The organism is Bacillus pfraonensis (assembly GCF_050768835.1).
GTDB lineage: Bacteria > Bacillota > Bacilli > Bacillales > Bacillaceae_G > Bacillus_A > Bacillus_A pfraonensis.
In genome coordinates, this window is sequence record NZ_JAHCDO010000025.1 from 1 (window position 1) to 14334 (window position 14334).

The 14334-nt window shown below is 38.0% G+C and carries 14 protein-coding genes, 1 pseudogene and 2 other annotated features (1 of these 17 only partly in view); of the genes and pseudogenes, 3 read left to right on the forward strand and 12 right to left on the reverse strand.

What is annotated here, in order from left to right:
• Nucleotides 1-364 (reverse strand): annotated as a pseudogene (locus KFD70_RS21470) (hypothetical protein); the annotation flags it as partial.
• Nucleotides 365-686: 322 nt separating this feature from the next.
• On the opposite strand from KFD70_RS21470, the gene KFD70_RS21475 reads away from it, so the two are divergent.
• Nucleotides 687-1115, forward strand: a complete 429-nt coding sequence (locus KFD70_RS21475) for a hypothetical protein (protein WP_336453995.1) — start codon at nt 687-689, stop codon at nt 1113-1115.
• Nucleotides 1116-1260: 145 nt separating this feature from the next.
• Here the strand turns inward: KFD70_RS21475 and KFD70_RS21480 are convergent, their stop codons facing one another.
• Nucleotides 1261-2520, reverse strand: coding sequence for a TcaA 3rd/4th domain-containing protein (locus tag KFD70_RS21480; RefSeq protein WP_431613313.1), 1260 nt, complete (start codon nt 2518-2520; stop codon nt 1261-1263).
• 16 nt (nt 2521-2536) lie between these two features.
• Nucleotides 2537-3310: a zinc-ribbon domain-containing protein gene (locus tag KFD70_RS21485; protein ID WP_336453993.1), complete on the reverse strand. Its 774-nt coding sequence runs from the start codon at nt 3308-3310 to the stop codon at nt 2537-2539.
• A 190-nt stretch (nt 3311-3500) separates the two neighbouring features.
• Between KFD70_RS21485 and KFD70_RS21490 the strand changes: the two genes are divergently transcribed.
• On the forward strand, nt 3501-4343 hold the full coding sequence (locus KFD70_RS21490) for a hypothetical protein (RefSeq protein ID WP_431613338.1): 843 nt from the start codon (nt 3501-3503) through the stop codon (nt 4341-4343).
• Nucleotides 4344-4357: 14 nt separating this feature from the next.
• On the opposite strand, the gene KFD70_RS21495 is transcribed toward KFD70_RS21490, so the two are convergent.
• Together KFD70_RS21495 and KFD70_RS21500 are read right to left on the reverse strand one after the other, a co-directional pair.
• A complete protein-coding gene (locus KFD70_RS21495) occupies nt 4358-5041 on the reverse strand; it encodes a DUF2278 family protein (protein ID WP_431613314.1) in 684 nt (227 codons plus the stop codon).
• Between the two features lie 89 nt (nt 5042-5130).
• Nucleotides 5131-6627, reverse strand: a complete 1497-nt coding sequence (locus tag KFD70_RS21500; protein WP_336453990.1) for an L-lactate permease — start codon at nt 6625-6627, stop codon at nt 5131-5133.
• 161 nt (nt 6628-6788) lie between these two features.
• Between KFD70_RS21500 and KFD70_RS21505 the strand changes: the two genes are divergently transcribed.
• Nucleotides 6789-7349 (forward strand): DUF4240 domain-containing protein, encoded by a 561-nt coding sequence (locus tag KFD70_RS21505; RefSeq protein ID WP_336453989.1) that lies wholly within the window; start codon nt 6789-6791, stop codon nt 7347-7349.
• Between the two features lie 136 nt (nt 7350-7485).
• Here the strand turns inward: KFD70_RS21505 and trpA are convergent, their stop codons facing one another.
• The 7 genes from trpA to trpE are packed head-to-tail and all read right to left on the reverse strand — an operon-like array spanning nt 7486 to nt 13832.
• Nucleotides 7486-8247 (reverse strand): tryptophan synthase subunit alpha, encoded by a 762-nt coding sequence (gene trpA, locus KFD70_RS21510; protein WP_431613315.1) that lies wholly within the window; start codon nt 8245-8247, stop codon nt 7486-7488.
• A 3-nt stretch (nt 8248-8250) separates the two neighbouring features.
• On the reverse strand, nt 8251-9444 hold the full coding sequence (gene trpB, locus KFD70_RS21515; RefSeq protein ID WP_336453987.1) for a tryptophan synthase subunit beta: 1194 nt from the start codon (nt 9442-9444) through the stop codon (nt 8251-8253).
• A gap of 2 nt (nt 9445-9446) precedes the next feature.
• Nucleotides 9447-10055 carry a phosphoribosylanthranilate isomerase gene (locus tag KFD70_RS21520; RefSeq protein WP_336453986.1) on the reverse strand — a complete coding sequence of 203 codons (609 nt, stop codon included), beginning with the start codon at nt 10053-10055 and terminating at the stop codon, nt 9447-9449.
• Entirely contained in the window at nt 10052-10813 is a 762-nt protein-coding gene (trpC, locus tag KFD70_RS21525; protein WP_336453985.1) for an indole-3-glycerol phosphate synthase TrpC, read from the reverse strand. The genes KFD70_RS21520 and trpC overlap by 4 nt, the downstream gene beginning before the upstream one ends.
• Nucleotides 10814-11839, reverse strand: a complete 1026-nt coding sequence (gene trpD, locus KFD70_RS21530; RefSeq protein ID WP_336453984.1) for an anthranilate phosphoribosyltransferase — start codon at nt 11837-11839, stop codon at nt 10814-10816. It lies immediately after the preceding gene.
• Complete coding sequence (locus KFD70_RS21535) at nt 11836-12423, reverse strand: aminodeoxychorismate/anthranilate synthase component II (protein ID WP_336453983.1); 588 nt, start codon at nt 12421-12423, stop codon at nt 11836-11838. The genes trpD and KFD70_RS21535 overlap by 4 nt, the downstream gene beginning before the upstream one ends.
• Entirely contained in the window at nt 12420-13832 is a 1413-nt protein-coding gene (gene trpE / locus KFD70_RS21540) for an anthranilate synthase component I (RefSeq protein WP_336453982.1), read from the reverse strand. Before trpE ends, KFD70_RS21535 begins: the two co-directional genes overlap by 4 nt.
• A gap of 52 nt (nt 13833-13884) precedes the next feature.
• Nucleotides 13885-14125: a binding site (T-box leader), on the reverse strand.
• A gap of 40 nt (nt 14126-14165) precedes the next feature.
• Nucleotides 14166-14334 (reverse strand) — a binding site (T-box leader) (it continues 70 nt past the right edge of the window).

Genomic DNA, 14334 nt, shown 5'->3' on the forward strand with positions numbered 1-14334 from the left:
GTTTGATTTTGCGAAGATTTGTTAGTTTTGTCCGTTCTTGTTTCAACTTTTTCTTGAGCTTCTTAAGCTTCTCTTGCGTTTGCTTCTCATATCGTTTTTGTAACGCCATTAAACCTGTAAACAATGCCTTTGCTTCTTGCGCCGCACTGTTTGCATAATAATCATTCAATTGATATTTCCGCTTGAGAACGAGATGAAGACTGTCCCTATACAACTTACGGTTCCAACGCTTTTCACGAACAATCGTTTGAAATGCAAAACGTTTTGCATGATTAAATGTTTCGACTGTCTCTGCCAATGCATCTACCATTTCATGCGGTAAATCTATCTTGTAGATCCGTTTCGAAAAATACGCTTTCTTCACCTGTTCTCACCTCTTTTTATTTGATAAGATCATTATGTACCAAAACAAACATACGTTCTACAAAAAAAGAGACGTTTTCTTTAAAAAGAAAAAACCGATTCATCCTCCACCTTCACTTCGTTTAGAGAAGGGGGTCTTCTCGGTTAAAATAATAAAAAAGGACCTGACCACTTCTATGCATGGCTGGATGCTCTCTCCCACTCAAAAGGATGATTTTATACCTTAAACATCCTTTGAACATTATAGGTAAAACGTCGTGTCTCATAAATCTGATTATTAATATGCTATAACAGTCACAATGGAAAGTAGGTGAACAGACTCAATGTGTAGTAATTTTATTTCTACTCCTGCTGAATCCAAAATTGCTCAACCACTTGAACAAGAATTCAGTATTAGTGCAACAATCTACGATGCAGAGGCTTGGGCAGTTGATAGCGATACCTTTTTTCAAGAAATTTGGAAATCTACCCTATTTGCATCTACCTCACAGCCTAATGAGGCGGTCTATCCACTCGGTATTCTTAAGATTATCAACCTCTCTTACGATGCAGTAAAAGTTGTCGCATCAGAAGGATTAAACAGTAGACTCGAGATTACAGTTCCACCGAATTCAGAAGCCATACTTTCTTCCAGTGCTTTATCCGATGTCCAAGCTAGTACAACTGGAAAATCGAGTAGGGTCAACTTTCTCTTTCATCTCTATTTTTCACGCGAACCAGCTAAAGCTGCCCTTATCCCACTACAAAAATAACAAAAAAGGTACCTTACTACTCAATTACTCCGTATTTCCCAATAGGAATCATGTCATAATTACCATAATAGATAAATAAAAGGTACATCACCATTATTGATGATGTACCTTTCATTTTTACAACATAGAAAGTGAATTCTTCTACCTATTCCTTTGACTTTATAAGCTCAACATTATACGTCTCGACATCATTCAACTCTCCTGTATAATACGGATTTTCCCGATACCAAGACTGCCTTAAAAAGTATGCCTGCATATCTTTCGTTTGAAAAATATGCCCATGCCGAGCGTATATTTCATTTCTCGCAATCCGTAATTGTTCTTTTGTTAAGAAATTTAACTCTGCACTTGTTAACTTCCGAATATGACTATCAGGAAAGAAAAATCCGTTATATACATACTTCGTTGTTACTGGTGGTGAATAAGAAGATTTCGGTTGTTCTTCAGATTTTTTTTGAAACGATAATGTATAGTATTGATTTGTTGATATAGGTTCCACCTTTGTTCTCTCTTTTCCGCTTGCGCTCTCTTTTTCTAAATAAATCGAGACGCTCCCATCCGTAGCTACTGGTCCCCACTTAAATTCTTCCCCTGTGAGAGTCGTAATTGGTTTCTGATTGGCATATAATGTCGCTCCCGCTACATTTGTTTGAATCGTGATGTAATGGCCTTTTAATGAAAGATCAACTGTTATATTATTTTGATTTTGCTTCATAAGTACGACCTTTTCTTCACGCTTTAACTTCACATAATCATTTTTAAACTCTGATTGAAACGTTTGAATCCCTGGAAAAAATGGTCCATATTGCTTTTCAAACATTTTATCAGTCGCCTTATCTAACTCTTTTCCATTTATTTTTAACAACGCATCTTTTTCATTTGTAAGAAGCGATGCGTAATACGTTTTTGCTTTCAATTTATATCGATCAAATAGAAATAAGTATTTTCCATCCTTCGTTAATACAAAGTCTACTTTTTCTACATCACTTTGCTTCTTCCTTTGCTGTTGTATAGAAGCTTTTAAATCATTCACATAAGAAGGGGATTCTTTTATATAAGAAAACAACGGGGCTATGCTCTCTTTATCGACTACAAATTGCGGATCATCTGTTATCACAATATCAATGAATTTCTCTGCATTTCTTTCTTGTAAGATCGTAACCATTCTATCAATTTGCGCTTCTGCAGAATAATACTTTGCCCCATACATGTATACCCCGCCAAAGCTGAGAATAACAAGAATGATAACCCCAATCCATATTTTCTTTCCTGTACTCATCTTCCTTCGCATATGGGATGCCTCTTCGTTTCCTCTCCGTTCATATTCAGCTCTTCTCGTTCCACAGCTTTGACAAAATTGCACGCCATCCATTAATTGCAAACCGCATTTTGTACACACGCTCATCCGTTCAGCCATCTTTTTAATAGAAGCCCGAGAAACTTCCTGTTAAGGTATTAATGATTGTTTGGATATAAGACCAAAGGATAATCCAGATCGCAATTGAAATCAAAATATTTGCAATGATTAGTGTGTACACTGGATCTAATCCACCTCGGTCTAACTTTACGATTGAAACAATCATACATACGCTCATCCACGATATAGCAATCCCTAAAAAGAAAGCTGCTAGAAAAATTGTTAAAAAGCTAAATAAAAGTGCGATAACAAGCACAGCGACAACTGGTGTCGATACTGTTCCCCAAATACCTAATGTTTCCAAAAAAGAAAAAGATGATTTCATCAACTTTCCACTTACAAAAACAATAAACCCAGCAAAAAGAACTAAAATTAATAAAAAGAGAAAGACTTTAACAGATTCTCCAAAAAATGAAGGCGCAGGCACTTCAGGTGCGAATCTCGTCGCCACCGACGTAGCCTGACTCATCATTCGATAAAACAGACAAGCAAATAAAAAACAAATAAGAACAAGACTTGTGATCCCATTCCTTACCTCAATATGTCCACTTTTCATAATTGCTGACGGAGCTTTCAATGCATTCTTAAAAAACTGGAAATAGCCACTCGCAAATTGCTTTGCTTGCTCTACCTTTTCATTCGTGCCTGCTGACTGGGTCAACTGCTGTTCTCCCTGTTCTGCACGATGTCCCGCGGCTTGTTCTGTCAGTGCATGCCCGCAATTCCCACAAAATTTAGCTTCGCTTGTATGCTCGGTGTTACATTTTGGACACGTCATCCTATCATCTCCCCCTTAGCATGTATCTTCTAAGTTGCTACAAATTCAATATATGTATAAGGAGAGAAAACATGCCTACAAGAAAAAGCTATCTATTCTATACATTTCCATCGTATTTATTCTAGTAATCTACTAACAAAGTGGTATGATAAACAATATTAAAAAGAATTTCATAAAATACATAGATTGGATGAAGAATATGGAATTAGCATACTCAATTTTTCATATATTCCTTACAAGCTTGATACAATTATTCTCATTACTAGGTGTCATCATTTTAGTTGGTTTTTTATTAGGGTATTTAGAATCTCTTACACGGGCGTATTGGACGAGAGCTTTTGGCAAGAAAGGCTTCCTTTTATCAGCTTGGATTGGTGTCCCTATCCATGAACTTGGTCATGCTGTTATGTGTGTCGTATTCAGACATCAAATTGTCGCAATGCAGCTCTTTCCAACCGATACAAGTAACGGTTATTTAGGTTATGTAAGACACCAATATAATCAAAGAAGTATCTATCAAAGAATAGGAAATTTCTTCATCGGAATTGCTCCTATTTTTTCAGGAATGACCGTCTTAATCCTTTTGATGTATTATTTTGTACCACAATCTTATTCGGTCTTTATGCGTGCTCTTGAAACAAATACGCAAGTTACTTCTATTAATATCGATATGCTGCAAAATATTTTTGTATCATCGATCCTCCTATTAAAAAGTCTTTTTACGATTAGTAACCTTTCTACTCCTTCCTTTTGGATTTTTCTTTTTATCGCGATTTGCATTTCTGCACACATCGCATTAAGTAAACCAGATATAGAAGGTTCATTAGATGGTGTGATTACGATATTTATCGTCTTGTTCTTATTCAATACGGTAGCAGCGTTGTTTCATTATGATAGTAATCAGTTGATAGGTAGTGTAGTGAAATATAATATGTATGTACTTGCTTTTTCGAGCATAGCGATACTATTTTCATGTATCGCTGCATTCATCAGTCTTATTTTCTACAAAATTAAAACAGCTAGTTCGAGATGAACTAGCTGTTTTGCTTAATTTCCCCCTTTATAATTACACTGCTCCACAGGAACCCGTGCATGCCCCTCTTCATCCGTACACCAAGACTGCGACTGAAATGCAAGGAAAATTCCAATCCACTTTTCCTCTTTCTCAAAGTGGATGAATATGCCGCCATCTTGCCACACGCCATCATCATTCTTCCAGTTCTCCACATTTCCTTGGTTCATATGAATATCATGTATGCCGTTACCAGGTTTAAAATGAAAATACCGATCAGGTGTATTATGTTCTGGACCCCATCGTTCTCCAAATGCATAAATAATTGCCTTTTCCTCTATTGCACGCTTTATATAATGTTCGATTTTTTCATTTAAATCATTATTTTGGCCTGGCTTTTCAGGTGGCAATGGAATCATCTGGTTTGAATCAAATAAATTTCCCCTCACATAATCTAGTGCAATCTTCGGCTTATTATTTTTAATTTCAGTAAAACCAAAAGGTATTGTTGGTAAAATCGTAATCGCCTCTGATTTTATATTTTCACTTGCAAAATATAAAACCTCAGATGGATAACTTTGTGATTTCACATTAATAGCAATGCGATAGTCCACTCTATCTTCGTCTTGTAAACGGACTTGGTAATGAGGGGTTTTCCCTTTTCCACTCATAGATTGTACTGCTATACCTTTTAGAACACCGTAGTTTTTTAAGGGCACGGGGATCATCTCCTCTTCACATAATAGAAACGTTTGTTCTTTTATACATTATCCACTGACAAACAAAAATCCTCCTTAAACAGAGGATTTCATTGCAATACATACCATCCGGCAACTTCCACTACTACAATCAACACCGCTCCAAAGATTATAAGCGTTGTCTTCTTTAGTAGTTCATTCTCACGAAACGGGATATTACATAAATAGGCCCCGAGTGTAATCCGTGATGGACATGCGATTGTCGCTACCGATGATGCTGTATTTTGCAGCGTTGTCACATATTGCCACGGAAGCCCTACATTCTGTGCTGTTTGCATTTGTAGTTTAATAAACATCGCATTTGATCCTGCGTTACTTCCCGTTAAAAAACCACCAATTGCACCAATGAACGGAGCAACAAAGACAAATAACGTTCCAAATGTATTTCCCGCTGCTTCTGCTAACAATGTGTGCATACCAGCGGCGCCCATTAGTTCTGAAATGGCAATGAACATTGTCGTTGTAATCGCAAACGGTATCCATTGTTTGATCGTTTGCGATAAAGATTGTTTTATAATAGTAGAAGGAATGCGAAAAAAAATGATAGTAAATAAACATGTAACCCCAAGCCAAAATCCAGGTGAATATAATAATGCTAGTTTGTAAGAGTACGCTGGCAAATCAAGAACAGCATAAGACCCAAGCATATTATGTAGCGATGGAATGAGACGAGAAAGCAAGATACAAACAGTTAAAAATAAATACGGGCTTATAATTTTCACGATAGAAACTTCTCGCTGCGTCGTTGCAGCATGCTCTGATACAAACTCCTCCCCTTGTTTCGTTGTCATTTTAATGATAAGAAAACCAAATGTAATTGTTACAATGGAACTTAAAATCCCTGCTAACTCAACACTTACGTATGCGTTAGAAAGGTAGATTGATATAGAAAATAAAAGAAAAAAGCCCATTCCTTCTTTCCACTTTTGCTTAATTGCTTGCCCACCTCCAACTACATACAAAGAAAGGAAAATAAAGTATGCAAAAAAAGGAATACTGAGTAACGCTGTACTAGTTCCTAAGTTTACTAATGGCATATTGATAAGTTGTGAACCGATAATCGTTCCTGTAGCCATTGCCCCCCATGAACTTGCCAATAAACCGATAAACGATAATAAAACTGCTTGAAACGGTTTATAGCCAAGCGAGAGAAAAATAGGGGCAGCAACCATAAAACCAATTCCGAATCCGCTCACGGATTCAATAAGTGGACAAATCCCAAAACACATTAAGAGCATTTGTAATAATCGATCATGTGTAACTTGTTCGATAAAACGTGCAACTTGGTCGATATACCCCATTTTGTTCATGAGGTGAAATAAAAGAATACCAAAAAACAGAACATAGCCAACAATAAAACAAATTAACCAGCCCTTAATAGTTGCATGCATGATCTCTCCTATTTGCAGTCGAAACATTGGTGTTAGTAAAACGATTCCACCGCATACTGCATAGGAAATTAGCGATGCTTTCAGCGATGTTTGTTTAAAAATAAATAAACAAATAAAAATCATCATGATTGGAATAAGGGCTAACAGTACAGCCATACCATCATCTCATTTCTTATAAGATACAATTGTAACTATTATATAACAGATGTCATAATATTCAATTCATTTCACAACAGTTTTTTCCTATTCTTTATCAAGTGAAGGATTGAAAAAATGTTACACTACAAACAAATACCGTTTTAAAAGGAGTGCTAACAATGAATAAAGAACAATTTTGGCAACTCATTTCTGAAATGAACACAAAAGACGAAACGAGCGAATGGCTAGTTGAACAATTAGCTTCACGATCCGCAAGTGAAATTGCCGATTATGAAATCCACTTTCAGACTGCTTTCAAAGAATCTTATACATCTTCTCTATGGGCAGCTGCGTATATTATTCTAGGTGGATGCTCTGATGATTCATTTGATTATTTCAGAGGCTGGCTCATTGCATGCGGACAAGAAGTGTTTGAAGCCGCTCTGCAAAATCCTGATAATCTAGCAAACTTAATTCCTTCTTTTTATGAAGAGGAAGAAATTATTCCAGAATTTGAAGAAATGTTAAATATAGGCCTTGAAGCTTTTTCTTTAAAAGAAACGGGAGATATAGAATGGGACGATGATATTTGGGATAAACTTGATTCTTTATTAGATGAAAAGGGACATGATTCATCTATTCCTGATATTGAATTCGATTGGGATGAAGATGATGAAGAAGGATTAGCAAAACGTTTTCCAAAACTTTGGAAACGATTTGGTGAAAATCCATTAGGTTAATAATAAAAGAGGCTCCTTTACAGGTAGCCTCTTTTGTCGTTATTTGTCTGTTAGTCGATATCCCTTGTCGAATCGCCGATATATTTTAATTTACGCCGATATAATTTCGCTTACTATCTCCTATCGCCCACATTTATTATTTCACCACAGCAATTAACTCACAAATTTCATTCTGTTTTCCTGTTTCTAATAACTCAATTACTTTACTCCCCACAACAACCCCATCACACACAGTAATCATTTCCTCAATGTGCTCAGTCGTTGAGATTCCAAATCCAGCAACTACCGGGAGATGGACATGTGCTTTTACTTTTTCTAAGTAGCTATGAATCTCTTGTTTAAAGTTCTGTCTAGCTCCCGTAACACCTGCTACTGTTACCGCATAAACGAAACCTTGTGATTCCCTCGTAATCTTTTCAATCCGTTCAACTGGGCTCGTTACTGTAACAAGTGGAATCAAGGCGATATTCACATCACGAAGAAGTGGCGCAATGATATCTTGTTCTTCATAAGGCAAGTCTGGAACGATAATACCATCTACACCAGCCTCTAGACAACTTCCGATAAAGCGTTCTTTTCCAAATACTAAAATCGGGTTTAAATAGGTCATAAGTACAAATGGAATATTTACTTCTTGTCTTACTTCCGCTAATGCCTGAAAGATTCCCCCGAGCGTTGTTCCACTGTCTAATGCTCGTTTTCCCGCCCTTTGAATTGTAGGTCCATCTGCAACTGGGTCAGAAAAAGGAATACCAATTTCAACAATGCTCGCTCCTGCTTCATCTAGAAAACGAATTTGCTCTTGTAACTTTTGTAAACCGCCATCTCCTCCCATTACATACGGGATAAATGCTTTTTTTCCATTTTGAAACGCTGCTGTAATTCTTTCTACCCCCATCGTTTACACCTCTTCCATATAACGTTTTATACTTTCAACATCTTTATCACCGCGGCCCGATAAACAAATGACAAGTCCTTCATCTTGCTTCATTGTAGGCGCGAGTTTTAATGCATATGCCACTGCATGTGAGCTTTCTAATGCTGGGATAATTCCTTCTTTTTTCGTTAATAACTGGAATGCAGCCAACGCTTCTTCATCTGTAATTGCGTGATAAGAAACACGGCCAATATCTTTTAGCAGACTATGCTCTGGCCCAACCCCCGGATAATCTAGACCTGCTGAAATAGAGTGTGCTTCCTGAATTTGTCCTTCTTCATTTTGAAGGAGATACATCATTGAACCATGAAGGACGCCCACGCTTCCTTGTGTTAATGTTGCTGCGTGCTTCTCTGTATGAACCCCTTTTCCTGCTGCTTCCACGCCATAAAGAGCAACTTCTTCATCGTGTACAAACGGATAAAACATCCCCATCGCGTTACTCCCGCCGCCAATGCAAGCAACAACTGCTTCTGGCAATTTCCCTTCTAACGCTTCATATTGCTTCTTCGTTTCTTTCCCAATTACACTTTGAAAATCACGTACCATTTGCGGGAATGGATGCGGTCCAAGAACAGATCCCATTACATAGTGCGTATCATGCACATGTGCAACCCAGTAACGAAGCGCTTCGTTTACTGCATCTTTTAACGTCCCACTACCTGCTGCAACACTTTCCACTTTCGCTCCTAATAGTTCCATTCTGAAGACGTTTAACTTTTGACGTTTCACATCCTCTTCTCCCATGAAAATGACGCATTCTAAACCGAGTAAAGCACATACCGTCGCTGTTGCTACTCCGTGTTGTCCAGCTCCTGTTTCAGCTACAATCTTTTTCTTACCCATTCGCACCGCAAGAAGCGCTTGCCCAATTGTATTGTTAATTTTATGAGCTCCTGTATGATTTAAATCTTCGCGTTTTAAGTAAATCTTTGCCCCTCCGCAATACTTTGTTAGATTCTCTGCAAAATAAAGAGGTGTTTCTCTTCCGACATACGTTTGTAAATAATGCTCTAATTCTTGTTGAAATGCTTCATCTTGCATCGCTTCTTTATATGCCTCTTCTAATTCTAAAACGGACTGCATAAGTGTTTCTGGAACGTAACGTCCTCCGTATATACCGTAGTGACCTTTTTCATCTGGATATGCATATTGCATGTTTAACACTCCTTCGCTTTTCTAATAAATTGTTTTATTTTTTCTCTATCTTTCTTGCCATCTGTTTCTACGCCACTGCTGACATCCACCATATACGGCTTAACAATTTCAATCGCTTCTTTAATGTTTTCAATGTGTAATCCACCAGCTAACATGCACTTTTTTCGAATTTCATTTGGCATATGCTCTAGTAACTGCCATGAAAATGTTTTACCATTTCCACCATGAAACTTTTCTTTCGGGCTATCAAATAAGAGAAAATCTGCTTCATAGCCTGTTGATTGTTCGATATCTTCACTCGAATGTACACCAACCGCTTTTATAGACGGAATATTCAATCTTCTAATATGATGATTCCTCTCATCCCCATGCAGTTGTACATGCGTTAAACCACAATCATTTACGATTTTCTGGATGACTTCTACCGATTCATTTACAAACACGCCAACCTTCATTACATCAGTTGGAAGCTCACTAATAATCTGTTTTGCCTTTTTAGGTGTAATTTTCCTTTTACTTTTCGCAAAAACAAATCCAATGGCATCTGCGCCATATTCACAGGCAAGTTTTGCTGTCTCGAAATCAGTAATGCCACAAATCTTTACTTTCATGTTGTCACCTTCAGCGATTGAAAAAAGTCTCCGACAGAAGGTGCAGTCATCAGCGCTTCCCCAACAAGAATTCCTTTTGCACCAGCCTGCTTGACACGCATGATATCTTCTTTCGTATGAATTCCACTTTCACTAATCCAAAGCATATTCTTTTCATTTAATCGTTTCCCGAGTTTTTCTGTCGTACCTAAGTCCACTTCAAATGTTTTCAAATTACGATTGTTTATTCCAATCACATGAGGAGTTAATGCTAATGCCACCTCTAATTCTGCCTCATTGTGTACTTCTACAATTGCTTCTAATCCTACTTTTTGTACGTATGCATATAACTTTCGTAGCTTTTCTTCTGATAATGCCGCAACGATAAGTAAAATGAGATCCGCTCCCGCTTCATACGCCCGATCAATTTGAATGGTATCAATGATGAAATCTTTACATAAAAGCGGAATATTACTTTGTGCTCTCGCCGTTTCTAAATCTTGAAAGGATCCTTTAAAAAACTTCCCATCCGTTAAAACGGAAACAGCTCCTGCCTCGCACTGTTCATACGTCTTTACTTGTTTTGCTACATCTACATGTAAATTGATGTCGCCTTTAGATGGGGACGCTCGTTTCATTTCTGCAATAACTGTAAATTGTTTCAGTGCTTCCACAAGTGAGTAAACCTGTCTTTTTTCTTTCACTGGTGTATATGTTTGGTATAACTCTTCTACTTCTTTTTTCTTCTGCTCAACAATCTTGTCTAAAATAGTTTCCATTTAGTTCACCCTCTCCAATCTTTGATTACTAGCTGCAATTAATACATTCAGTTTCTCTAATGCCTTTCCAGAGTCAATACTATGTGCTGCTAAGTGAATTCCTTCTTCAATTGTCTCTACTTTTCCATTCGCAAAAAGTGCAAGACCTGCATTGAGTAGAACCGTATCACGGTATACACTCTTTTTCCCCTCTAGTATTTGCAGTGTAATATGCGCATTTTCTTTTGCATTTCCGCCTCGGATTTCTTCATTACTCACCCGAGAAAATCCATATGTTTCTGGAGTAATGCTCTCTTCTATAATTTTGTTGTCTTTTAAAATCACCACATGATTTTCTCCTTGCAAAGAGGCTTCATCTAAAAATCCACTTCCATTTACAACGAGCGCTTGTTTTCGACCAAGCTTTTGCAATACCTTTGCTACTGGCATTAGCATATCTCGTTTGTATATACCAACAAACTGCGTTTCTAAATCAATCGGATTTGTAAGTGGACCAATAAGATTAAAAATGGTCGGTACATTCAGCTCTTTTCTTATTTTCATAATGCGTTTAAGTGCCGGATGCATCGCTGGTGCAAATAGAAAAGCTATGCCTACTTTTTCTAATAAATAGTCAATCTCTCTTGGGGTACATGCAATATTTACACCAAGTTCTTCTAATAGATCCGCACTCCCCGTTTTACTAGACACAGCGCGATTCCCATGTTTCGCTACCTTCACACCAGCTCCGGCAAGTACGAAAGCAGATGTTGTACTAATGTTAAATGTTTGGGCTCCGTCTCCGCCTGTTCCGCAATTATCCATCGCTCCTTTTATATGACTTGCAAATGGTAACGCCTTTTCCCGAAGAGCACGAACGAGGCCATATATTTCATCGGCTGTTTCACCCTTTGCCTTTAACAATGCTAAAAACGCAGCAATTTCACTTTCTAATATATCTTCACTTAAGAGTGCAAGACCTGCTTTATACATTTCCTGTTCCGTTAAGTTTTGTCCATCTACTAATTTCCGAAGATAACTGTTCATACTCGCTCCTCCTCTTTCACATTGGATAAAAATGCACGTATTAATTTTCCGCCCTCTTCCGTCGCAATGGACTCCGGATGAAACTGAAGTCCGAAAAGTGGGTAATAATTATGGCGAACTGCCATGATCTCCCCATCATCCATCGCTGTTGCTAATACATCAAAACACTTTGGAATCGTCTGCTTCGCTGCTACAAGTGAATGATAGCGCATTGCAGTTAACGGTTGCGTGACATAGGAAAATATCGATGTGCCATTATGTTTTACACGTGATGTTTTCCCATGTTTTATATTCTCTGCTCTTACAATTTCACCGCCAAACGCTGAAACGATCGCTTGATGTCCAAGACAAATGCCAAGAATCGGAATTTGTTTATAAAAATGCTGAATCACCTGGATGCAAATTCCTGCATCTTCTGGTTTTCCAGGTCCTGGTGAAAGAATAATTGCTTTTGGTTTCATTTCTTCCAGTTCTTGAATCGTCACTTTATCATTTCGCAGGACAACAATCTCTTCTTCATATGCCCCTAACAATTGATACAAGTTATAAGTGAATGAATCATAGTTATCGATGAGTACAATCATTTCATTACCTCCAAAAGCGCTCTCGCTTTATTTAACGTCTCCTCATACTCAGAGGTTGGATCTGAATCATAGACGATACCAGCTCCTGCCTGCACATATGCTTTCTCGTCTTTGACAACCATTGTGCGAATCGCAAGCGCCATATCAAGGTTTCCAGAAAAAGCTATATATCCAACTGCTCCGGCATATACATTTCTTTTTTCCGTTTCTAATCTATTGATAATTTGCATCGACCTAATTTTCGGTGCTCCAGATACAGTACCAGCCGGCAGACAATACGCTAATGCATCAAAACAATCCGTTTGTTTTCGCAATGTTCCGGAAACTTCGGATACAATATGCATCACATGTGAATACTTTTCGACTTTCATATACTTATCTAACTTAACTGAACTGACTTCACTCACCCGGCCGATATCATTTCGCCCTAAATCTACAAGCATCATATGTTCGGCACGCTCTTTCTCATTGGCTAAGAGCTCCTTCGCAATTTCTTCATCTTCCTGCTTTGTTTTTCCGCGTGGTCTTGTTCCTGCAATCGGATTCGTCATCACCTTATCGTCTCGTACAGAAAGTAAGCTTTCTGGTGAAGAACCGAGTACAACATAATCTTGGAAATCAATATAAAACATGTATGGCGATGGATTCGCAATCCGAAGTTTGCGATAAAGTGCAAATGAATCGCCTATAAATTCACTTTGTAATCGCTGAGATAATACAACTTGAAAAATATCACCATTTCGAATATATTCTTTTGCTTTCTCTACCATTTCGCAAAACTTTTCTTCTGTTATAGAAGAAGTAAAGGATAGAGAAGATTGTATTTCTGTTACGTACTTTTCCTCTGCCTGTAAGACATTTTGTTTATATGCCTGCAATCTCTCGTGAACTTCTTCAAAAGAGTCCGTATCCTCTTCCCTGCATACATATACAAACGATAATTTTTGGCGTAAATGGTCGTATACCATAAATTCTCGGTACAGTAATACATGAACTTCTGGAATATCGACCGGGTCAAACAGTTCTTCCCCAATATCTTCATATTGCCGAATCACATCATAACCAATATATCCAACTGCTCCCCCGCAAAACGGAAATGGACTTTCGACACCCGTTGGGGCAATGATTTTTTTCAATGCTTGTAATACATTTTCTTCTACCTGCTCTGTTCTACCATTTATCGTAATCCCTACTGCTGCGCCATTACTTTTGACTTCTCCGTATGGATCGCATCCTAAATAAGAATAACGTCCTTTATCTTGATGAAGCTGCGAGCTTTCGAGTAAGAATTTCTTTTTACCTTTCATACGACGATATAAAGCAATCGGCGTCACACTATCTCCTTCTTCTTCATCGATGACCAAAAATGTTTTCCCTTGTTGCATGTTAAATTGTTCTTTCGTTATCATGATTGCCACCTCACTATTTAAAATAAAAAAAGTCCCCTACATATCGAAATATGTAGAGGACGATAAATTTACCGTGGTACCACCTCGTTTGGATGCAAGAAGCATCCCGCTTTATTCAGGTACAAATATATACCTTATCCTTGTAACGGCGGAACCCGGGTTGCCTACTTCTTTCGGTTCAGCATACCTCTCGTAAGCCCATTCCGCATATGGCACCGCACCGGGCTCCCACCTATCCCCGGCTCTCTGGAACGTCTCCAATATACGTACTCTTCTTACTTAAACGATTTAATTTATTTATTTTTATACACAAAAAGGGAGTACTCATCCTATAGAAAGGACGGGTACTCCCGTGGTGCCACCTTAATTCGTTACAAATGTAACGCACTTTGCCGTATCAAAAGTTAATACGTGTCTCTTGTATCGATGAGATCATGTCGCCAAAGCCTACTTCTTTCGGTTCGGTTTGGAAGCTCCGAAGGCCATTCCATATTAATCCCAT